The following is a 20,841-nucleotide window of genomic DNA, read 5'->3' as shown; positions in this document are numbered from 1 at the left end:
ACTGGCTGTAATCCCTCGGACAGACTAGAATAGCCCCGCTATCAACACTGAAGATGTCAAAGCGCATCTAACGTATTTTTGTAGCGGAAAATTAGGATATTACTGGGCATATCAGCCCTTATTAGCGTTATCTACTTCAGGTTAAACAATAAGTTATTCTCTGTGAATATAAACGTCGCAAATCTGTTAAACGGCAACTACATCCTGCTGTTATTCGTGGTCCTCGCGTTAGGGCTATGTCTTGGTAAAGTTCGCCTTGGCTCCGTTCAGTTAGGCAACTCTATTGGTGTCTTGGTCGTGTCTCTGTTACTTGGGCAACAACATTTCGCCATTAATACCGAAGCCCTCAATCTTGGTTTTATGCTGTTTATCTTTTGTGTCGGTGTCGAAGCCGGCCCCAATTTCTTCTCTATCTTCTTCCGCGATGGCAAAAACTACCTCATGCTGGCATTGGTGATGGTGGGTAGTGCCATGATTCTGGCGATCGGATTAGGCAAACTATTTGGTTGGGATATCGGACTCACCGCCGGTATGCTGGCAGGCTCGATGACTTCCACGCCCGTTCTGGTCGGCGCTGGCGATACGCTACGCCACACGATTGCCAATAATCCAGCTCTACAGCATGCGCAGGATAACCTGAGCCTCGGCTATGCCCTGACCTACCTGATTGGATTGGTCAGTCTGATTTTTGGTGCCCGCTATTTACCCAAGTTGCAGCATCAGGATTTGCCAACCAGCGCCCAGCAAATAGCGCGTGAGCGCGGCCTGGATGCCGACAGCCAACGAAAAGTCTACCTACCGGTGATTCGCGCCTATCGCGTCGGACCGGAATTGGTCGCTTGGGCTGACGGAAAAAATCTGCGTGAACTGGGGATTTATCGTCAGACAGGCTGCTATATAGAACGAATTCGCCGCAACGGCATTTTGGCAAACCCGGATGGCGACGCTGTTTTGCAGGTCGGCGATGAGATCTCACTGGTTGGCTACCCAGATGCCCATTCCCGGCTGGATCCCAGTTTTCGCAACGGTAAAGAAGTGTTTGATCGCGATTTGCTGGATATGCGTATCGTGACTGAAGAAATCGTGGTGAAAAATAGCAATGCAGTCGGCAAACGTCTCAGCCATTTAAAACTGACCGATCACGGCTGCTTTCTGAACCGAGTTATTCGTAGCCAGATTGAAATGCCGATCGATGACAGTGTCGTATTGAATAAAGGCGATGTGTTGCAGGTCAGCGGTGATGCCCGCCGGGTAAAAAGTGTGGCGGAGAAAATTGGTTTTATCTCCATTCACAGTCAGGTGACCGACCTGTTGGCTTTCTGCGCGTTCTTCATTATTGGCCTGATGATTGGTCTGATCACTTTCCAATTCAGCAGCTTCAGCTTTGGCATTGGCAATGCGGCCGGTTTACTCATGGCCGGTATCATGCTGGGCTTCCTGCGTGCCAATCATCCTACTTTCGGTTATATCCCGCAGGGTGCGCTGAATATGGTGAAAGAATTCGGCCTGATGGTATTTATGGCCGGTGTCGGCTTGAGCGCTGGCGGCGGCATTAACTCCAGTTTAGGTGCCGTTGGTGGGCAAATGCTGATTTCCGGGTTAATTGTCAGTCTGGTGCCTGTCATCATCTGCTTCCTGTTTGGTGCCTACATTCTACGGATGAACCGCGCACTACTATTCGGTGCAATTATGGGAGCAAGAACCTGTGCGCCCGCGATGGATATCATCAGTGATGCGGCTCGCAGCAACATTCCCGCGTTGGGTTATGCCGGTACTTATGCTATCGCCAACGTGCTACTCACCCTCGCAGGCTCACTTATCGTGATCATCTGGCCGGGGATTTTAGGATAACCCTAATTTATTTCGCGAAAACTACAGTAATTTTTATATTTTTATCTCTCGGGTAAGAACTTTCTCGATAGGTTGTAGTCTGAATTAATGCCACTGCTTTTCTTTGATGTCCCCATATTGAGGAGCCCGATAGTCCCGCCTTCTTAGGTTCAAGACTTATCGGGTTTTTTCTTGTCTGGAATTCAATCTCTTATCTATCAATACGTTACGAGCACTTTGCATTGCCATTGGCGATGGAATGGCGGCAGCAACAAAGAATTAGCTACTAGTATTCTTATTTTCTTGGTCTGTCGGCTGGCTTTCTTGCTTGGGGTCTGAGTATTTAGTTTCAGCCGTACTTTCAGAAGCCGAGGGCCATTCTACTATTTTCATCGGAATTGGCCTTTCACCCTTCAGAACCTCTCCTAAACTAGTAACAATACCAGCCTGAAGGTTATCAAGATCACCATAAGCCATAGGTCTATAGCAGTCTCTCTGGAGCTGAACCTTATCGAAATCATAATCTAGTGCAGTAGCCATCGCATAGAGAACATCTGTTAGCAACTCTTGTCTTTTATTACCCCAAGAGATTGCATCACCGTATTCAATGAATTTGTTTAAATGACCGTTATAAATCTTCCAAGCATGTGTAACTGCTTGTTCAGCACGACTCTGATATCTCGTTTTAATGATAGGAATCATCCAACCATAAAATTCGATGTCGATCATATTCAAGGCTTGTACATGGTTTCGATTCAGAATTTCTGCTCTTGTTGACATTAGAGTTCTGAATATTTCAAGACGCCGTTTCTTCTTTTCTCTAAATTGTTCAAGGTATTTTTGCACTTGAACAGCCAAAATTGGTCCTAAAATAACAGCTACGGTCATAATAAAATCTTTATACTGCAAACCCAAAAAAACATTATCATCAACAGGTTGCATAAGAATCACCTATAACTAATTGTATTTGTGCTATCAATATAGCCTTTACATTTACAACTGTAAAAATACATTTATAAATGTGAACAAATAGCAATAATAAGATTGTTAAAGTTTTTAGAGATTCCACGTGATTTACACAATCCCCTTTAAATTCAACGCACTAATATTTCCCCGCGATCCAATCCGAGATCCAAAAACTGAAATTCACTGAAATTCTTTTCAATCTTTTCAGTTGGCGAAACGCTGCAAAGCCCCAGCCACGGCGCGGGCTGGTGGGGTGTTTTGTAGGAATTTAAAACTGAAAAAACTTTATAACGCAAAGTGTGCAGGCGGGTGCGGTGTAGTGCCGTTTCCGTGGGGATTACGTTTCTTTCGTGGGGATTCTGCGGCGCTGGCGGGACGAGGCGAGCGCGATCCATTTAGACTATTGCGGTGTGGTGGCATGGGTATTGCGTGGTGTATCAGGCGGCTGGCGGTGATTTGTGATAGGCGTAAAAAAGCCCGCGCGCGGCGGGCTTAAGCTCTCGGATCAAGAGTATCTTTTGGCATTTAATATAGCGGCTAACTCATCAACATCTAAATCGCGCCCATCCAAATCTTTAAAGATTGGTTCAAAAACCTTGTACATCCGTGCATATGTGGCTAGTGAAGGAGCATGTGAATTTAAATCTCTGTCCTTAAACCAAGAGAAACGGTCTAATGATCTTACCCAGCAATAGTGGACACGGCACTAAGTGAGTAAACTCTTAACCCAGAGGTGACTCATGACTAAACCATCAGCAACGAAAAACAAGCCCCGCAAACAACACACGCCTGCCTTTCGGGACGAAGCGCTTAAGCTCGCTCAACGTATTGGCGTGGCCGCAGCCGCGCGCGAACTCGGTCTCTACGAATCGCAACTTTATACCTGGCGAAGCAAACAACAACAGCAACTGACATCATCCGAGCGTGAAAGCGAACTGGCTGCCGAAAATGCCCGGCTCAAACGTCAGTTGGCAGAACGGGAGGAAGAGTTGGCTATTCTCCAAAAGGCCGCGACATACTTTGCGAAGCGCCTGAAATGAAGTATGTCTTTATCGAAAAACATCAGGCTGATTTCAGCATCAAAGCCATGTGCAGAGTGCTCCGTGTCGCCCGCAGTGGCTGGTATGCCTGGCGTCTGCGTCGTCATCAGATAACCCCGCGTCAGCAGTTCCGTCTTGTCTGCGATGATGCCGTTCGACAGGCATTCAATGACGCCAAACAGCGCTATGGTGCGCCGCGTCTTGCTGATGAGCTTCCGGCGTACAACGTCAAAACCATTGCAGCCAGCCTGAGGCGTCAGGGGCTGCGCGCAAAGGCCTCACGCCGGTTCAGGCCAGTCAGTTACCGTGAACATGGCCTGCCGGTGTCGGAAAACCTGTTGAAGCAGGACTTTACCGCCTGTGGGCCAAATCAGAAATGGTCGGGTGACATTACCTACTTACGTACAGACGAAGGTTGGCTTTATCTGGCGGTGGTGATTGACCTGTGGTCGCGGGCCGTCATCGGCTGGTCGATGTCTTCGCGGATGACGGCACAACTGGCCTGCGATGCGCTGCAAATGGCGTTGTGGCGGCGTAAACGCCCGGAAAATGTCATTGTTCATACAGACAGAGGCGGCCAGTACTGTTCGGTGGATTATCAGACCTTACTGAAACGCCATAATCTGCGTGGCAGTATGAGCGCCAAAGGCTGTTGTTACGACAATGCCTGTGCGGAAAGCTTCTTCCACTCACTGAAAGTGGAATGTATCCACGGCGAGCACTTTGCCAGTCGGGAAATGATGCGAACGACTGTGTTTAATTATATCGAGTGCGATTACAATCGCTGGCGTCGCCACAGTGCCTGTGGTGGTCTTAGCCCGGAACAATTTGAAAAACAGAACCTCGCTAGCCATGTGTCCATTGTTCGTGGGTAAGATCAAAGCCCCCGATGCTCTGCCGGTAGACGCTCCCATATCAAACGCACCTTACTGTGGCTACCGGTCACTTTGTGACGAATGATCGCCAACCATTTATTGTTATTGCCCGACATAGCGCCCCCTTTTCAATCCCATTAAACGGAACCACCACGGGCGACGCTTGTTTTTCAATACGGGTTTACGTAACGCCCCTAGAAACACCACTCGGCTGGTACATGGCTGCCAGCGTTGACCGTTGGGTAATTCAATCCAGCCGTGGCCATAACTGCCTAATTGCGGGCTGGGTGATTGTTGTTTCAGATATCTAGCGAAAATTTTCATCTATTCCTCAGTTCAAGCCGGGCACCAAACCGCAGGCGCTGATCATGTCAACGGCGGCGGCCAGTGCTGGCGTGGATTGGAAACGCGCTTCAACCGATACAACAATCAGCGACAGGTCACGAATGGCCTGATTCGCACGGTCAAGAATGGCGTTTCTACGGGATTGCGTCATAGGACCAGGCGTAACGGTTTCACCAGCAATCACGCCGATAGCAGCCGTAGCGCTTAGGGTATGCAGCGGCAAGTTGCCGGGATTGGCTTCATTCACTGGCACAGCGGGCAAGCATTGCAGTTGAGCCAGCAAACCATCTAACAGGGTTGGATCTTCGGTGACGTCTGTTAACGCCAACAACTCTATGCAACTCAGTTGGTGCGGCTGTTCGGGGTTGAGCTTGTTGCGTAGCATCTGCGGCCTCATACCAATTTGCTCTGCAACGCTGGCTAAATTGTTATTAAGGGCAAAAGCCCGGCACGAGGAATCAAAACGCGGGTGTTTAGAAATTTCGAAATCAAACATGGTCGATACCCCTCTCGGTAACGCAATATCGAACTAGGCGATTGCAACATCACAGTTCGAGAGTGCATCTACGGTCAAAGCGGCCATGTTGATCATGACTTTTTCACGTTTCATATCTTTACGCAGACGATGGCGAATCAAACGGCCATCAGCCAACATTGCTCTGATGGTGTCTGAATCTAACCCCGTTAATTCACTATATTTCTCTACTGTGACATGGGGGGTCAGAAGAGTGATTGAAATGTTAGGTCTCATAGTGCAACATCCCTCTTTTATCAGTGCTTATTAGTGACGAATAGTAGTAGTTCACATTTTGAAATCATGAGAACTATAAGATCACAATAAACGAACATCAATAAAAAAAGTTCACACGGTGAAATCTTATGGATTTAAATAAAGGTGGCCGCGGCGCTATTGAGCGCATGGTTGAAGCCTATGGTTTTACAACCCGTCAGGCACTTTGCGATCAATTGAATGTGTCGAAAAGTACGCTTGCGACGCGTTATATGCGTGATTCATTCCCATCTGATTGGGTTATTCAGTGTGCTTTAGAGACTGGTGCATCGCTGCGTTGGTTAACAACGGGTGAAGGTGTGATGTTTGAAAGCGCCCAACAGACAGATATCGTGCAAATTCCACGCAAAAAATTATTAGATGGAAAACTCTACGACTCGAATTTCTATATGTTCGATAAGGCGTTCTTGCCTGATGGACTGAAAGACCCAGTTGTTATCCTTGATGGTGATGTCACCTATATTGCTGATCGCAAGTTCGATGAGGTACAGGATGGCAAGTGGGTTGTTGATATAGAGGGTAAAGTTAGTACTCGTGAAATAGCTCGCATTCCCGGAGGGAAAATAAAAGTTGAGGGTGGAAATATTTCTTTCGATTGTCTAGAGAGTGATATCAGTTTTCTATATAAAATAACTTTAGAGATAGTAAATAAATAACATCTTACTTTTATTTTGGAGTAAAAATGAAATACTTCCAATGGGAATATATAGACGATTTTGGCAAGAATTTTAAAAATCTCACATGTAGTGATATCATTCATAAAAACATCATTTCATATGAAATAAAAAGAAATGATAGTTATGAACTCACCATGAATTGTTTATATAGTGACTATGATATACATCAATATCAACAAACAAAAAAACCATTAGGGACTGTTGAATATAATAATACTACAGCTAATTTCAAAAATATAGATGGTCAAGAGCTTAGTTTATCTGGTTTGACGATTGTAAATTTAAATGCTAAACAAGTTGATGATGGAAGCCGTAAAATCACTACCCAACTAAAAGTAGATAAACTTAAAGCATTAGTTAATCCATCATTAGAGCCAGAATTTTTCATAGAGTGGGTTCTAAATATTGGACTTGGCTCTTATCCTTGGCCAGAAAGCATAGAAACACTTACCAATGAAGAACTAATTAATAAAATAGGCTCTCAAGAACCATTAACTTTCTTATCTAATACTACTAGTTGTGGAAGTTCGATGAGTTGCTGCCACATAACAATTGAGGGAATAGATATTTACTTTGGGAAAGCATTAGACTGTAATATTGATAATACTTTTAGCCCTGGATTTATCCTTTACAAAGGAAAAGCAAGCGATGAATTCCGCTCGAAATTTATAGATGCCCTTTCTTTTATGGTTGGCAGTAAAATAATATATATAGGTAATATTATTTTAGATATTGAACATAAAATAATATCAAAAGAAGCCATTACACCAAACACAATGAATGGACTTTTTTTTAAAGAACCCAAACTACCCCCTTGTTCACTTGCCGAAAGTAATGCTATATATTTGTTAATCGACAAAAAAACAATTGAAAACTTCATCTCTAATTTTATTTTTAAATATGAACAAAATGAAATCCCTCATATCTTATGGCTTTATTTCCATGCAATCATTGCCCCAATCCATTTACAGGCAGTTTGTTTTGGTGCTGTCTTAGAATTTACACAGAAAGCCTATATTAAAAAGCACAAATCTTCATTTTCAACTAAACTAGTTACTAGCGAGAAGTGGAAAGAAATAAGTTTATCATTGGATAATGCTATAGAAAACATAAATGAAATAGATGAAAGTGCATTATCTATTTTGAGAAACAAAATAAGCAATTTAAATAACACGCCACAAGACATACAAACAAAGAGATTTTTTGAAGTTATAGGGATTAATTTAGGAGAGATTGAAAAGAATTCATATAAACGTAGACATGATGCCGCACATGGCAATAAAACGCCTAATGCAGATTACATCTCACTGATAAGAGAAAATAAAGTTCTAAGAGTCATGTGCAACAGAGTAATTATAAAGATACTCTCCTTATCAGATAATTATTGTGATTTCTATACACTTAATAACCCCTGTCGTAATATCTGTGATCCAATAGATTGACAGATAAATTTATTATCAAATGTTTATTTTATAAAAAAAACACATTGACCACTGTTCATTCATACAGTTAAATACTCCCTTATCTTTCAAGGGAGTTCTCAATGTCAGTACGCAAGCAACCAACAGGTCAATGGCTATGTGAGTGCTACCCGGCAGGCCGCACAGGTCGCCGGGTTAGAAAAATGTTTGCGACCAAAGGTGAAGCACTGGCATTTGAACGCTTCACTATGGAACAGGTAAACAACAAGCCGTGGTTAGGGGAAGCACCCGATCGCCGCACTCTCGGTGAACTGGCTAAGCTTTGGTATAACCTCCACGGTCGTTCGCTGGCCGCTGGCGATAAGGTGTATAAAAAGCTGGATCTTATTGTTGATGCCCTAGGTGATCCCGCCGCTCATAGTTTTAACGCGAAAGATTTTGCCCACTATCGTTCTAAACGCCTGTCCGGGGATATCTACTATTCCGAAAAATGGAAAAAAGGCGCGCAGCCGGTGACGGTGAATCAGGAACAAAGTTATTTGAATGCGATGTTTAATGAGCTGGCAAAACTAGGAGAATGGAACCTACCGAACCCATTAGACAATATGCGCAAGTACGCAATTGCTGAAAAGGAAAGGCCTGGTTGACTCATGAGCAAATCGAAACCCTATTAGCCGCCTGTAGTTTAGGCCGTAATGATTTGCCGATGGTGGTCAAAGTTTGCCTAAGCACCGGCGCACGATGGAATGAAGCGGAGAAATTGACTCGTTCGCAAATCAGCCCACATAAAATTACCTTTGTCAGAACCAAAGGCAAAAAGAACCGCAGCGTACCGATCAGCAAAGCACTGCACGACGAACTTGTAAAAATTAAAGGCGACCAACTTTTCAGTGAATGCTATTTTCGTTTCATGGCGGCGATTAACTCCACCGATATTAAGTTACCCAAAGGCCAATTAACTCACGTTCTGCGCCATACTTTCGCCGCACACTTTATGATGTCCGGTGGTAACATTCTGGTACTGCAACGCATCCTCGGTCACAGTGATATTCAAATGACCATGCGCTATGCTCACCTGGCACCGGAACACCTTGAGACCGCCGTATTATTCAATCCGCTGGCTACCATGAACACTGGCGACAAAGTGGCGGCGCAAGTTGATCTTCCCTAGTCCTTGCTAACCCTTACTAAACAATCAACTCTTTGTTTACATTATATATTATTGTTTTATATGGACTTGTTAGAGTATCGGTTTTTTTCTTGTCTAGAATTTGCGTTCTTCACCTAAAAAGTAAAAAAAACCTATTTTTCACCAACATTATTGACTCTGATACCCCACTAAGCTGGCGGACAATCCCCTGCATCGGTATAAATCCATTCACCACCGTAACTGGCCTAAGGCTTTCTTAATCTAGGATTATTACAGTGGCTGTATTGTTAGCTCGATTGTGGATTAGCCCGTGAATGTTCGTAAAACCGATGCGCCATGCCTAAATCAAAACACAACGAAAACCAAAATTAGGACAAACGCCCTTTACTCACTTCCTTTATCCTTTTACCTTTGGCAGGTTTTCGGTTTAGTCATCAGCGGATTGTTGTTTCTGTGGCTATCACGGAATGAACAACTCGACTTTTGGATAAGTGATTACTGGTTCGATCCCGTCATGCGAAATTTCCCTTGGGAACATAATGACTGGTTAGATTTACTCAATCATCGTCTGTTGAAACTGACCATTATTAGCGTAGCCGTCTGTTCGCTATTTTGGGGAATATATCGACGCAATTGGCGTTTGGTGGTAACGATGCTGCTGGTCGGTGTCGGCCCGTTAATCATTGGCATATTAAAATCCACCAGCGGCCATTCCTGTCCCTGGGATTTAGTCCAGTACGGTGGGAAAGCGCTCAGTTATGCCCTGCTGGATGCGACTCCGGTTGGCGCTGGCCCTGGGCACTGTTTTCCCGGTGGGCATGCCTCTAGCGGTTTTTCTGTTATGGCTTTATTTTTCCTGTTTTATCCAGAGCGTCCTCGTCTGGCAACCTTTTGCTGGTTAGGCGGCGTAACACTGGGAATGCTGATGGGATTTGGCCAAGTTATGCGTGGCGCGCATTTTATCAGCCATAACCTGTGGGCTGGATGGTGGGTTTGGCTAAGCCAGTTGTTTTTTTTTGGGTTAATTAGTCGTTATTACAAGCGCAATTAAGGTACTGAGTAATGGAACAATTCAATCATTTTTTATTTTCTCTGATTAACGCCACCCCCCATTCACCAGAGTGGGCGATCGCCTTTGCCACTTTTGTTGCCAGAGATCTGATCAACATTATTCCATTATTGATGGTCGGACTTTGGCTTTGGGGTTCAACGGAACAAATGACGTTACAGCGTCAAGCCGTGAGCAAAACGGCCATCGCATTGGTATTCGCTATGCTTTCTGCCGCTTGTATTGGCATGCTATTCCCACATAATCGTCCGTTTGTTGAAGGTTTTGGTTATAACTTTTTACCGCATGCCCCTGATAGCTCTTTTCCTAGCGATCACGGTACTGCCATTTTCACTTTTGCCCTGGCTTTCTTATGTTGGCATCGGGTTTGGTCTGGTGTCACTCTACTGATTATCGGGCTTGCTATCGCTTGGTCACGAGTTTATCTAGGTGTGCATTGGCCGCTGGATATGGTTGGGGCATTTTTGGTGGCAATAGTTGGGTGTCTTTTTTCTCAACTACTGTGGAATCTGTTTGGTGAAAATATTTCAACTGGATTAACACATCTTTATCACCGTTGTTTCTCCTTCCCAATCAGTAAAGGCTGGGTAAAAAGCTGACTTTCGGCCATCCTCTCACCGGCAGATTCTCTGTCGGTGTCGCTTCCTGCGAAAAAATAAAAATCAATAAGTTATATGTACTTCTCATCTTAATTTGTCATATCACCCCGTAAAAATGTTATTTAAATAACATTAGTCAGCCAATACATGTTTAAAAGGTGACATTTTAGTTGTCAATCTGACTTGATGTTACTATTATAACAATTAATACTGTCATCTACTTAAACCAAGGATATTTCCTATGACCATCAATTATGCTAATTACATCGATCACACGCTGTTGGCGATGGATGCAACCGACACGCAGATCGTCAAACTGTGTGAAGAGGCCAAACAACACCACTTCTATGCCGTTTGTGTAAACTCCGGTTATGTCCCACTGGTAGCCAGCCAATTGGCGGGTAGCGAGGTGAAAGTCTGTTCGGTTATCGGTTTCCCTTTGGGTGCTGGCCTGACTTCCAGTAAAGTCTTTGAAGCACAAGCTGCCATTGAAGCTGGTGCACAAGAGATTGATATGGTGATTAACGTCGGCTGGCTGAAAAGCGGTAAATCAGCTGAAGTTAAAGCGGATATCAAAGCCGTGCGTGGTATTTGCGCCACTATTCCATTGAAGGTAATATTGGAAACTTGTCTACTCAGCGATGAGCAAATCGTTGAAGTTTGCGAAATGTGCCGCGAGCTTGACGTCGCGTTTGTGAAAACCTCCACTGGTTTCAGCACTGGCGGTGCTCGTGAAGATCATGTCAAATTGATGCGAGCCACCGTAGGTCCAGAGATGGGCGTGAAAGCATCGGGTGCCGTGCGTGACCGCGCCACGGCTGAAAAAATGATTCTGGCTGGCGCAACGCGAATTGGCACCAGCTCAGGTGTAGCCATCGTCTCTGGCCAGCAAGCGGCCGCGTCCAGCTACTAAATGATTATTAACCCGGCTAAGGCCGGGTTTACTTTATTGGGAACCGTCAATGGAAACTCGCCGCGCCGAACGTATTAATAAACTGATTCAGGCATTAAAACGTTCTGACAAGATCCATCTGAAAGATGCGGCCAGCTTGCTACGAGTTTCAGAAATGACTATCCGTCGAGATCTGAGTGCTGAACCTTCCGCCGTTATCCTACTTGGCGGTTATGTGGTCATGGATCCAAAGGTTAATAACGCCAACAACTACTTTGTTTCTGATCAACAGGCAAAACAGGTGGAAGAAAAGCGACGTATTGGTCAACTGGCTGCGCAGCTGATTGAAGAAAACGATACGGTCTTTTTTGACTGTGGAACCACTATTCCGCTCATCATCGATGAGATCGCGGAAGATCTGATCTTCACCGCGATCTGCTATTCCCTCAACACCTTCCTTTCACTACAAGATAAACCAAACTGTAAGGTGATTCTGTGTGGAGGAGAATTTAAGCCGAATAACTATATCTTCACGCCGATTGGCCAACACAACGAACTGGACAATATCTGCCCGAACAAGGCCTTTATTTCGACCGCAGGGATTTCTCCCCGCTATGGCGTAACCTGCTTTAATTTCGATGAACTCCCCTGGAAACAACAGGCTCTGGAGAAGTCACAACATAAAATACTGGTCGTTGATCACAGTAAATTTGGCCAAATCAAACCCGCTAGTATCGGCTCACTGACGTTATTTGACGCCTTGGTCACTGACCGCCAGCCGGATAAATCGTTCAGCGACTTCTTTGCTGAAAATGGCATAAAAACATACTACTAGAACAGTATTCGGACGATTTTTCCGGTCGTTTCCCTTGGCAGGCTTTCCGCTGGCTCTCGGCTGAAAATCTGCTTGCCGGTTATTTATTGGATAACCGGTAACGCCATCTAAGCCTACCTCTCACCACAAAACCGACCCCGTTAAGATTTTTAGCCCTATTCGGAATGGGTACCGAATCGATAACAAAGCGTCTATTTTTTGACCCAGCAGACATAAGTAGAATGGACATCAAGAATAAAAGTAGTAACGCAGTTTATCTTTCAGAGCGGAATTGTTTTTTGTAACAATAACTCGATAATGAAATAACCATTTTAAATTTAAGGTTAATAGCTATTGCTTATAAAAAAAGCACTTCTCTTTTTAGAACTGCTTATTAAATGTTCAGGCAAGCAATTTTAAAAGTAAATTATTTTAACATTTATTACTAACCGTCACATTTCACCGATAAAAAGTGTCGATTTATATTGTCAGACAAAAGTAACTTATCGAACTTTCATATGACAAATAAGTCTGATATCCATATTTTAAACATGATAAATTGATAGAGCTTGTATCTTTCTGACCTTTTTACTCAGCCAGTAATTTGTTTATATAACAAACACTCGTTAGTGTCCGTGATAAATATCAATACATATACACTTAAATAAAAAAACAACATTATTAGCTATAAATCATAATGTTAATTAAGTTTTGTTATTTTGACATAATGATTTTTGTCAATAAAGTATCGATTTTCGCTAGATTCAAAACGCAGGTTAAAATATATTGCCACGCAAGATATAATGGGTAGTCACTAAGTTATTGGCTGTAGCCAACCGGAATTAGGAAATGGGTTTTTATCCTTTATCACGTGATTAACAGGACAAAACACCAAACATTATTGTAACAATTAGATATAAATACATAACAACTAGCTTTATTGGCATTTATTCTGCATTTGGGAGCATGATCACGGTACTTTTCACTATGAATCGCTATCTTGCCGCCAGCAAAAACTAGGGTACGCATTAGAATCACAAAAATATCGGCAGAGAGCAGAGTCATTACTCAACGCGGATTAAATTTTATTTTACGGCTTCAGGTAATTTGCACTGCCACGGGAACCCAATAACAACCAGATATGATTTAAAACGCATCACTTTGACTGAATTTATCATCTGATTAGGCGACTTAATAACGCACTGACAGATATTTAACTTTCGGATTTTAATTTCGTGTTCAAATCGGAGACCTTTATGGACACTACTCAAACCAGCACCATTGCCTCCACGGGAAAAACCTCTACCAGCACCTGGCGTAAAAGCGACACCATGTGGATGCTGGGTCTATACGGCACTGCCATCGGCGCAGGTGTACTCTTCCTGCCTATCAACGCCGGTATCGGTGGCCTACTGCCATTAATCGTGATGGCTATCATCGCCTTCCCGATGACTTTCTTTGCTCACCGCGGCCTGTGCCGTTTTGTGCTGTCAGGTAAAAATCCTGGTGAAGATATCACCGAAGTTGTTGAAGAACACTTTGGTGTTGGCGCGGGTAAACTGATTACCCTGCTTTACTTCTTTGCTATCTACCCTATTCTGTTGGTGTACAGCGTTGCTATCACTAACACCGTTGATAGCTTTATTACCCACCAAATGCACCTGCCGTCACCACCTCGGGCAATTTTGTCCCTGATTCTGATCGTTGGCCTGATGGGTATTGTTCGTTTCGGTGAACATTTCATCGTTAAGGCGATGAGCGTTCTGGTATTCCCGTTTGTTGCGGTACTGATGCTGTTGGCGGTGTACCTGATTCCAAACTGGAGCAGCGCAATCTTCCAGAATCTGTCTCTCGACGGTAATGGCGTAGGCAATGGTATGTTAATGACGCTGTGGCTGGTTATCCCAGTGATGGTGTTCTCATTCAACCACTCCCCTATCATCTCTGCATTTGCTGTAGCAAAACGCGAAGAATACGGCCAAGACGCCGAGAAGAAATGCTCACGCATTCTGGCATACAGCCACATCATGATGGTTCTGACCGTGATGTTCTTCGTATTCAGCTGCGTACTGAGCCTGTCTCCGGCAGATCTGATGGAAGCCAAAGCACAGAACATTTCTATTCTGTCTTATCTGGCTAACCACTTTAATACACCAATGATTGCCTATATGGCACCGGTTATTGCCTTTATCGCTATTACCAAATCTTTCCTCGGCCACTACCTTGGCGCGCGTGAAGGTTTCAACGGTATCGTGATCAAGTCTCTGCGTAGCCGTGGCAAAACCATCAATGGTGACAAACTGAACCGTCTGACTGCACTGTTCATGCTAGTGTCTACCTGGATTGTTGCGACTCTGAACCCAAGTATCTTGGGCATGATCGAAACGCTGGGTGGCCCGGTTATCGCAATGATTCTGTTCCTGATGCCGATGTATGCCATTCATAAAGTTCCAGCAATGCGCAAATACAGTGGTCACATCAGTAACGTATTCGTTGTGATTATGGGTCTGATTGCAATCTCTGCAATCCTGTTCAGCCTGTTTAAATAATCCTGTCTGGCCAGTGTTCCAAGCTGGCCAAGCTCACTGTGCCAATGCACAGTAAGCCGCAGAATTAATGCATCAAAAGCCGGTGCGATCGTACCGGCTTCTACTACCACGGTAATGTAAGCACTTTCATAATTAACGCCTTTAACACTAAGGAGGCGAGTATATGGTCAGCGTCTTTGACATTTTTAAGATTGGTATTGGTCCTTCCAGCTCCCACACCGTCGGCCCGATGAAGGCTGGCAAGCTGTTTACCGATGACTTGATCAAGCTTGGGCATCTTTCTGCCATCACCCGAATTGCCGTTGATGTTTACGGTTCTTTGTCTTTGACCGGTAAAGGTCACCATACCGATATCGCCATTATCATGGGTTTGGCGGGAAATCTGCCGGATAGTGTTGATATCGATAGCATTCCGGAATTTATCCGCGATGTTGAGCACCGCGAACGTCTACTGTTGGCAAATGGCGCGCATGAAGTGGATTTCCCGCTGCAAGGGGGAATGAATTTTCGCGAAACCAACTTGCCGCTGCACGAAAATGGCATGACTATCAGTGCCTTTGCCAATGATAATCTGTTGTTCAGTAAAACCTATTACTCTATCGGCGGTGGTTTTATCGTTGATGAAGAAAATTTTGGTAAAGCAGACAGCAACGAGATTTCGGTACCTTATCCGTTCAATTATGCCCGTGATTTGCAGAAACACTGTAAAGATACCGGTCTGTCGCTATCCGGTCTGGTGCTGCAAAATGAGTTGGCACTACACACCAAAGAAGCGCTTAACGCTCACTTTGCCGCCATTTGGGAAGTGATGAAAAACGGTATCGAACGCGGTATCAATACCGAAGGTTTATTACCTGGCCCAATGCGTATCCCGCGCCGCGCCGCAGCGTTGCGTCGCATGTTGGTGACCAACGATAAAAACAACACCGATCCAATGATGGTTGTCGACTGGATCAATATGTTCGCGTTGGCAGTTAACGAAGAGAATGCCGCCGGAGGCCGAGTCGTGACGGCTCCCACTAACGGGGCCTGTGGCATTATTCCGGCTGTGCTGGCGTATTACGATAAGTTTATCCGTCCGGTGAATGAAAACTCTTACAGTCGCTTCTTCTTGGTTTCCGGCGTCATTGGTGCGTTATATAAAATGAACGCTTCCATTTCCGGAGCTGAAGTCGGTTGTCAGGGGGAAGTCGGCGTAGCCTGTTCCATGGCAGCCGCAGGATTGGCCGAACTGATGGGCGGCAGCCCGGCACAGGTGTGTATCGCCGCAGAAATTGCGATGGAACACAATTTGGGTCTGACCTGCGATCCCGTAGCCGGACAGGTTCAGGTTCCTTGTATCGAACGTAACGCTATCTCCGCCGTTCAGGCAGTTAACGCAGCCCGTATGGCCCTGCGCCGTACCAGCGAGCCGACCGTGTGTTTGGATAAAGTGATCGAAACCATGTACGAAACGGGTAAAGACATGAACGCCAAGTACCGTGAAACTTCCCGCGGTGGTCTGGCAATTAAAATCGTGCCATGTGATTGATGATTCTATTAATAAATTGATCGGTCATCAACCAAACTGAAATAAAACAGGGCCGTAGTTATCAACGGCCCTGTTGTTTATTTAACGACTATTTATTCGAGAACTAAGCGAAAATACCGCCAAACCATTGACTGAATTTTATCATCACGAAATCCCACATACGGCTGAAGAAACCGCCCTCTTTCACTTCGTTCATCACCACCAGCGGACGCTGTTCAATACTTTTACCATTCAACTGAAAATCGATGACACCCACTTTCTGATGTTTGGCTAATGGTGCTCGCAACTCGGTTGAGTCCAGTTTGTAGCTGGCTTTCAGGTTTTTCATTTGCCCTTTGGGAATGGTAATAGCCGCATTCTGAGCAACACCTAAATCCACCTGCCCAATATCGCCAAACCAGACTTTCTGCGTAACAAATGCCTTATCGGTTTTAATTGGCACAACCGTTTCATAAAAACGGAATCCCCAGCTCAATAGCTTCTCACTCTCACTAAAACGAACTCGATCGCTCGGTGCCCCCAAAACCACGGAAATCAAACGCATTGGGCCATCGGTAGCCGATGCCACCAGATTATGTCCAGCTCCGGCGGTATGGCCGGTTTTTACACCATCGACATTGAGATTAGTATTCCATAACAGGCGGTTACGGTTTATCTGGCGGATATTGTTAAAGGTAAACTCTTTCTCTTTATGTAATGCATATTCTTCCGGCACATCGCGAATCAAAGCCTGCGCCAGCACCGCCATATCACGCGCCGTGCTATATTGCCCTTCAGCATCCAGGCCATGTACCGTCAGGAAGTGAGTATTATCCAACCCCAGCGCTTTCGCATAGTTGTTCATCAGCCCGACAAAACTGTCCTGACTACCGGCAATATAATCAGCCAACGCGATGCTGGCATCATTACCTGACTGAATAACAATACCTTTATTCAGATCCAGAAGTTTTACCTGATCACCCGGTTTCAAAAACATTAATGACGAACCACGCAGCACCGGGTTACCGGTCGCCCAGGCATCTTTACCTACCGTCACCATGTCGTCAGGATGAACTTTGCCAGCTTTGATCGCCTGACCAATCACATAACTGGACATGATTTTTGTCAGACTCGCCGGATCCAGACGCTGATCGGCGTTACCCTGCGTCAGTATCTTGCCACTGTTAAAGTCCATCAAGACATAAGCTTTGGCATCAATAGGAGGCGCCGGTTGCTCGTCTGCCGCTCTGACGGCAGGCATCGTCAATAGCAATAAACCAGCACTGAAAGTGACATTTTTTAGCTTGGAGGAGATTGTATATTTCATCATGAGGTCGCCAGAGTATCCTTGCAAATAATCGGAAATAAGCGGTATTCCCAAAACTAAGTTGTTATCCAATTAGCGAAAAATCGCACTTTTTCACTGAGATAGAGATCTTAACTGGGTCAAAAACTCATACCTCCTTTAAATCTATCCGATAACCGCACTAATGGGGTGATGTTTTGCGCTTATTTACGCTTCACTCCACTTTAACGGCCACACAGCTAAACATCTCAATGTCTATACCGCCAGCCATCTAAGCACCCAAGCATCTTAAAACCCCCCGTTCATATAACAAAAAGAAATATAAGAAGGTTATTTGTTATTTTTAGTGACTAAGAAACTAGGGCTATGATTCGGTCATTGTTTACTCATTCTTTTGGATTCGTGAGCTATTATGGCAATCCCACGTTCGGTTATCGATCTTATTGGCCACACACCTCTGCTGGAATTAACGCATTTTGATACTGGCCTTTGCCAGTTGTTCGTTAAATTAGAAAATCAAAATCCTGGCGGTTCGATTAAAGATCGTGTGGCGTTATCTATGATTACGCAGGCCGAACATGACGGTCACCTACAGCCAGGCGGCACCATTATCGAGGCTACGGCCGGTAATACCGGCTTGGGTCTGGCATTGGTCGCGGCAGTAAAAGGTTACAAACTGGTATTGGTTGTGCCGGATAAGATGAGCCAAGAAAAGATCTTCCATCTGCGGGCGTTGGGTGCTCAAGTGCTACTCACCCGCTCCGACGTCGGTAAAGGTCACCCGGCGTATTATCAGGATTACGCGCTGCGTTTGGCTCAGGAAATACCCGGTTCGTTTTATATTGACCAATTTAATAATCCAGCCAATCCTGCGATCCACCGCACTACCACCGGCCCGGAACTATTCGAACAAATGGAAGGTCAGGTCGATGCCATCGTCGTTGGCGTCGGTTCCAGTGGAACACTCAGCGGTTTAAGCCAGTATTTCACCGAAATCTCCCCCAACACTGAGTTTGTTTTGGCCGATCCGGCTGGATCTATTCTGGCCGATTATGTGATGAAAGCTCGCATCGGTGAAGCTGGGAGCTGGCTGGTAGAAGGTATTGGCGAAGACTTTATCCCCCCGCTCAGTAATTTCTCATTGGTAACCAAATCCTATCAAATTGATGATGCTGAAGCCTTTACTACTGCCCGCCGCTTACTGCAACAAGAAGGCGTACTGGCCGGTTCTTCTACCGGAACGCTGCTGGCGGCGGCTCTGCGCTATTGCCAAGAACAAACTGAACCTAAACGAGTGGTCACTTTCGTCTGCGATAGCGGCAATAAATATCTCTCAAAAATGTTTAACGACTACTGGTTACTGGAACAGGGTTTGCTGGCTCGCACTCAACACGGCGATCTGCGCGATTACATTACCTACAGCCATCAGACAGGTGCCACCGTTTCGGTTTCACCGAATGATTCACTAGCAGTAGTACACGCGCGCATGCGTCTTTACGATATTTCCCAATTACCGGTGCTGGAAAACGAACGAGTGGTTGGCCTGATTGACGAGTGGGACCTGCTCAATAAGGTGCAGGAAAATGCCAGCCATTTCAATTTACCAACCAGCGAGGCGATGACGCAGCAAGTGAAAACCTTACAAAAAGAAGCAAGTTACGCTGACTTACTCTCAACCTTCGATCAAGGACATGTGGCTATCGTGCTGGACGGGGAGCAATTCCTTGGCTTGATTACCCGCACCGATGTGCTAAATGTCCGCCGCCAGGCTCTGGCTTAATTTATATTTCAAGGATCTAATCATGGCAAAGTTTGACACTCTGACTGTACATGCAGGTTATACCCCAGATAGCACCGGTGCCGTCATGCCGGCAATTTATGCCACCTCTACTTTCGCCCAGCCCGCACCGGGCGAACACACCGGCTACGAATATTCCCGCAGTGGTAACCCCACCCGCAGCGCGTTAGAGAAGGCGATTGCCGAGCTGGAAAACGGCAGTCGTGGCTATGCTTTTGCCTCCGGTCTGGCCGCCTGTTCGACAGTGCTGGAATTATTGGATCAAGGTAGCCATATTGTGGCCGTTGACGACCTGTATGGCGGCACCTATCGCCTGCTGGAAAAAGTGCGCAATCGCACCGCTGGCCTGCGCGTTACCTATGTTTCACCGGCAGATACTGACGGACTGGAACAAGCTATTCAGCCGGATACCAAAATGATTTGGGTGGAAACGCCGACCAATCCGTTGCTGAAATTGGCCGATTTAGCGGCCATCGCCGGGATTGCCAAGAAATATCAATTAATCAGTGTGGCGGATAACACCTTTGCCTCGCCTTATATCCAACGCCCACTGGATTTAGGTTTCGATATTGTGGTGCATTCGGCGACTAAATACCTCAACGGCCATTCAGATGTGGTGGCTGGGGTCGCTGCGGTAGGAAATAATCCAGAATTGGCAGAGCAATTAGGATTTTTACACAACGCGGTTGGCGGGATTCTCGATCCGTTCAGCAGCTTCCTGACTCTCCGTGGCCTACGTACACTGGCACTGCGAATGGCTCGTCATAATGAAAGCGCTCTGCGGATTGCCCATTGGCTGGAACAGCAGCCGCAGGTAGAAGCGGTGTATTATCCGGGGCTTGAAAGCCACCCGCAACATCAGTTGGCTCGCAAACAAATGTCTGGTTTTGGCGGCATGATTGCAGTACGCCTGAAAGGTGAACCGGAGTATGCCCGTCAGGTCATCAAGGGTTCCCATCTGTTTACTTTAGCGGAAAGTTTGGGGGGCGTAGAAAGCCTGATCAGCCAACCCTACAGCATGACTCATGCTTCTATCCCCTTGGAGATCCGCCTTAAACACGGCATCACGCCGCAGTTATTACGTCTTTCTATCGGAATTGAAGACACTGAAGATCTGATCGCCGATCTGGCACAGGCATTGGCCAGTTAATCCCAGCCAGAATAATGTTGAAATCCTGCAACGGCCCTGCATTGGGTCGTTGATCTTTGA

Annotated in this window: 17 protein-coding genes and 1 pseudogene; 13 read left to right on the top strand and 5 right to left on the bottom strand. The window is 45.5% G+C overall.

Annotated features, from left to right (window positions below; all coding sequences use genetic code 11):
* Positions 1 to 162: 162 nt before the first annotated feature.
* Positions 163 to 1,851, top strand: a complete 1,689-nt coding sequence (locus DJ39_RS09240; protein WP_004717267.1) for an aspartate:alanine antiporter — start codon at positions 163 to 165, stop codon at positions 1,849 to 1,851.
* A 258-nt stretch (positions 1,852 to 2,109) separates the two neighbouring features.
* Here the strand turns inward: DJ39_RS09240 and DJ39_RS17125 are convergent, their stop codons facing one another.
* Complete coding sequence (locus DJ39_RS17125) at positions 2,110 to 2,772, bottom strand: DUF6680 family protein (protein WP_049687767.1); 663 nt, start codon at positions 2,770 to 2,772, stop codon at positions 2,110 to 2,112.
* Between the two features lie 764 nt (positions 2,773 to 3,536).
* On the opposite strand from DJ39_RS17125, the gene DJ39_RS09225 reads away from it, so the two are divergent.
* Positions 3,537 to 4,711 (top strand): IS3 family transposase gene (locus DJ39_RS09225; protein ID WP_370274468.1). Its coding sequence is split into 2 segments (ribosomal slippage): positions 3,537 to 3,798 and positions 3,798 to 4,711, totalling 1,176 coding nucleotides; the frame shifts between segments, so codons are not numbered across the junction.
* Between the two features lie 102 nt (positions 4,712 to 4,813).
* On the opposite strand, the gene DJ39_RS09215 is transcribed toward DJ39_RS09225, so the two are convergent.
* From DJ39_RS09215 to DJ39_RS09205, 3 genes are read right to left on the bottom strand one after another with little or no spacing between them, the layout of a single operon-like run.
* Positions 4,814 to 5,035, bottom strand: coding sequence for a phage filamentation protein Fil family protein (locus tag DJ39_RS09215; RefSeq protein WP_004717258.1), 222 nt, complete (start codon positions 5,033 to 5,035; stop codon positions 4,814 to 4,816).
* Between the two features lie 7 nt (positions 5,036 to 5,042).
* Entirely contained in the window at positions 5,043 to 5,552 is a 510-nt protein-coding gene (locus DJ39_RS09210) for a phage regulatory CII family protein (protein WP_004717255.1), read from the bottom strand.
* 33 nt (positions 5,553 to 5,585) lie between these two features.
* On the bottom strand, positions 5,586 to 5,807 hold the full coding sequence (locus tag DJ39_RS09205) for a hypothetical protein (protein ID WP_038251316.1): 222 nt from the start codon (positions 5,805 to 5,807) through the stop codon (positions 5,586 to 5,588).
* 128 nt (positions 5,808 to 5,935) lie between these two features.
* On the opposite strand from DJ39_RS09205, the gene DJ39_RS09200 reads away from it, so the two are divergent.
* The 9 genes and pseudogenes from DJ39_RS09200 (at position 5,936) to DJ39_RS09160 (ending at position 16,548) form a co-directional block, all read left to right on the top strand.
* On the top strand, positions 5,936 to 6,502 hold the full coding sequence (locus DJ39_RS09200) for a phage repressor protein CI (protein WP_004717252.1): 567 nt from the start codon (positions 5,936 to 5,938) through the stop codon (positions 6,500 to 6,502).
* Positions 6,503 to 6,528: 26 nt separating this feature from the next.
* Positions 6,529 to 7,965 (top strand): hypothetical protein, encoded by a 1,437-nt coding sequence (locus DJ39_RS09195; protein WP_038251315.1) that lies wholly within the window; start codon positions 6,529 to 6,531, stop codon positions 7,963 to 7,965.
* Positions 7,966 to 8,066: 101 nt separating this feature from the next.
* Positions 8,067 to 9,115 (top strand): annotated as a pseudogene (locus tag DJ39_RS09190) (phage integrase).
* Between the two features lie 346 nt (positions 9,116 to 9,461).
* Complete coding sequence (locus tag DJ39_RS09185; protein WP_038251718.1) at positions 9,462 to 10,145, top strand: phosphatase PAP2 family protein; 684 nt, start codon at positions 9,462 to 9,464, stop codon at positions 10,143 to 10,145.
* Between the two features lie 11 nt (positions 10,146 to 10,156).
* Complete coding sequence (gene ybjG, locus DJ39_RS09180; protein WP_004717242.1) at positions 10,157 to 10,762, top strand: undecaprenyl-diphosphate phosphatase; 606 nt, start codon at positions 10,157 to 10,159, stop codon at positions 10,760 to 10,762.
* 241 nt (positions 10,763 to 11,003) lie between these two features.
* A complete protein-coding gene (gene deoC / locus DJ39_RS09175; RefSeq protein ID WP_004717240.1) occupies positions 11,004 to 11,675 on the top strand; it encodes a deoxyribose-phosphate aldolase in 672 nt (223 codons plus the stop codon).
* A 49-nt stretch (positions 11,676 to 11,724) separates the two neighbouring features.
* The gene (gene deoR / locus DJ39_RS09170) at positions 11,725 to 12,489 is read left to right on the top strand and encodes a DNA-binding transcriptional repressor DeoR (protein WP_004717238.1); all 765 of its coding nucleotides are present in this window, start codon (positions 11,725 to 11,727) and stop codon (positions 12,487 to 12,489) included.
* A 1,235-nt stretch (positions 12,490 to 13,724) separates the two neighbouring features.
* Positions 13,725 to 15,017, top strand: coding sequence for an HAAAP family serine/threonine permease (locus tag DJ39_RS09165; protein ID WP_004717235.1), 1,293 nt, complete (start codon positions 13,725 to 13,727; stop codon positions 15,015 to 15,017).
* A gap of 163 nt (positions 15,018 to 15,180) precedes the next feature.
* Complete coding sequence (locus DJ39_RS09160) at positions 15,181 to 16,548, top strand: L-serine ammonia-lyase (RefSeq protein WP_004717232.1); 1,368 nt, start codon at positions 15,181 to 15,183, stop codon at positions 16,546 to 16,548.
* A 103-nt stretch (positions 16,549 to 16,651) separates the two neighbouring features.
* Here the strand turns inward: DJ39_RS09160 and DJ39_RS09155 are convergent, their stop codons facing one another.
* The gene (locus DJ39_RS09155; RefSeq protein WP_004717230.1) at positions 16,652 to 17,857 is read right to left on the bottom strand and encodes a serine hydrolase; all 1,206 of its coding nucleotides are present in this window, start codon (positions 17,855 to 17,857) and stop codon (positions 16,652 to 16,654) included.
* Between the two features lie 388 nt (positions 17,858 to 18,245).
* Here DJ39_RS09155 and DJ39_RS09150 point away from each other — a divergent pair, with 388 nt between their 5' ends.
* On the top strand, positions 18,246 to 19,613 hold the full coding sequence (locus tag DJ39_RS09150; protein ID WP_004717228.1) for a pyridoxal-phosphate dependent enzyme: 1,368 nt from the start codon (positions 18,246 to 18,248) through the stop codon (positions 19,611 to 19,613).
* A gap of 22 nt (positions 19,614 to 19,635) precedes the next feature.
* The gene (locus DJ39_RS09145; RefSeq protein ID WP_004717226.1) at positions 19,636 to 20,781 is read left to right on the top strand and encodes a trans-sulfuration enzyme family protein; all 1,146 of its coding nucleotides are present in this window, start codon (positions 19,636 to 19,638) and stop codon (positions 20,779 to 20,781) included.
* Positions 20,782 to 20,841: the final 60 nt, after the last annotated feature.

It is taken from the genome of Yersinia ruckeri ATCC 29473 (genome assembly GCF_000754815.1).
GTDB lineage: Bacteria > Pseudomonadota > Gammaproteobacteria > Enterobacterales > Enterobacteriaceae > Yersinia > Yersinia ruckeri.
This window is presented reverse-complemented; position numbering and strand designations above follow the sequence as displayed.

What these genes read in the sequence shown, in the direction of transcription:
- DJ39_RS17125 (WP_049687767.1), bottom strand. Translation starts at nt 2,772, where the DNA reads ATGCAACCTGTTGATGATAATGTTTTTTTGGGTTTGCAGTATAAAGAT.
- DJ39_RS09215 (WP_004717258.1), bottom strand. Translation starts at nt 5,035, where the DNA reads ATGAAAATTTTCGCTAGATATCTGAAACAACAATCACCCAGCCCGCAA.
- DJ39_RS09210 (WP_004717255.1), bottom strand. Translation starts at nt 5,552, where the DNA reads ATGTTTGATTTCGAAATTTCTAAACACCCGCGTTTTGATTCCTCGTGC.
- DJ39_RS09205 (WP_038251316.1), bottom strand. Translation starts at nt 5,807, where the DNA reads ATGAGACCTAACATTTCAATCACTCTTCTGACCCCCCATGTCACAGTA.
- DJ39_RS09200 (WP_004717252.1), top strand. Translation starts at nt 5,936, where the DNA reads ATGGATTTAAATAAAGGTGGCCGCGGCGCTATTGAGCGCATGGTTGAA.
- DJ39_RS09195 (WP_038251315.1), top strand. Translation starts at nt 6,529, where the DNA reads ATGAAATACTTCCAATGGGAATATATAGACGATTTTGGCAAGAATTTT.
- ybjG (WP_004717242.1), top strand. Translation starts at nt 10,157, where the DNA reads ATGGAACAATTCAATCATTTTTTATTTTCTCTGATTAACGCCACCCCC.
- deoC (WP_004717240.1), top strand. Translation starts at nt 11,004, where the DNA reads ATGACCATCAATTATGCTAATTACATCGATCACACGCTGTTGGCGATG.
- deoR (WP_004717238.1), top strand. Translation starts at nt 11,725, where the DNA reads ATGGAAACTCGCCGCGCCGAACGTATTAATAAACTGATTCAGGCATTA.
- DJ39_RS09165 (WP_004717235.1), top strand. Translation starts at nt 13,725, where the DNA reads ATGGACACTACTCAAACCAGCACCATTGCCTCCACGGGAAAAACCTCT.
- DJ39_RS09160 (WP_004717232.1), top strand. Translation starts at nt 15,181, where the DNA reads ATGGTCAGCGTCTTTGACATTTTTAAGATTGGTATTGGTCCTTCCAGC.
- DJ39_RS09155 (WP_004717230.1), bottom strand. Translation starts at nt 17,857, where the DNA reads ATGATGAAATATACAATCTCCTCCAAGCTAAAAAATGTCACTTTCAGT.
- DJ39_RS09150 (WP_004717228.1), top strand. Translation starts at nt 18,246, where the DNA reads ATGGCAATCCCACGTTCGGTTATCGATCTTATTGGCCACACACCTCTG.
- DJ39_RS09145 (WP_004717226.1), top strand. Translation starts at nt 19,636, where the DNA reads ATGGCAAAGTTTGACACTCTGACTGTACATGCAGGTTATACCCCAGAT.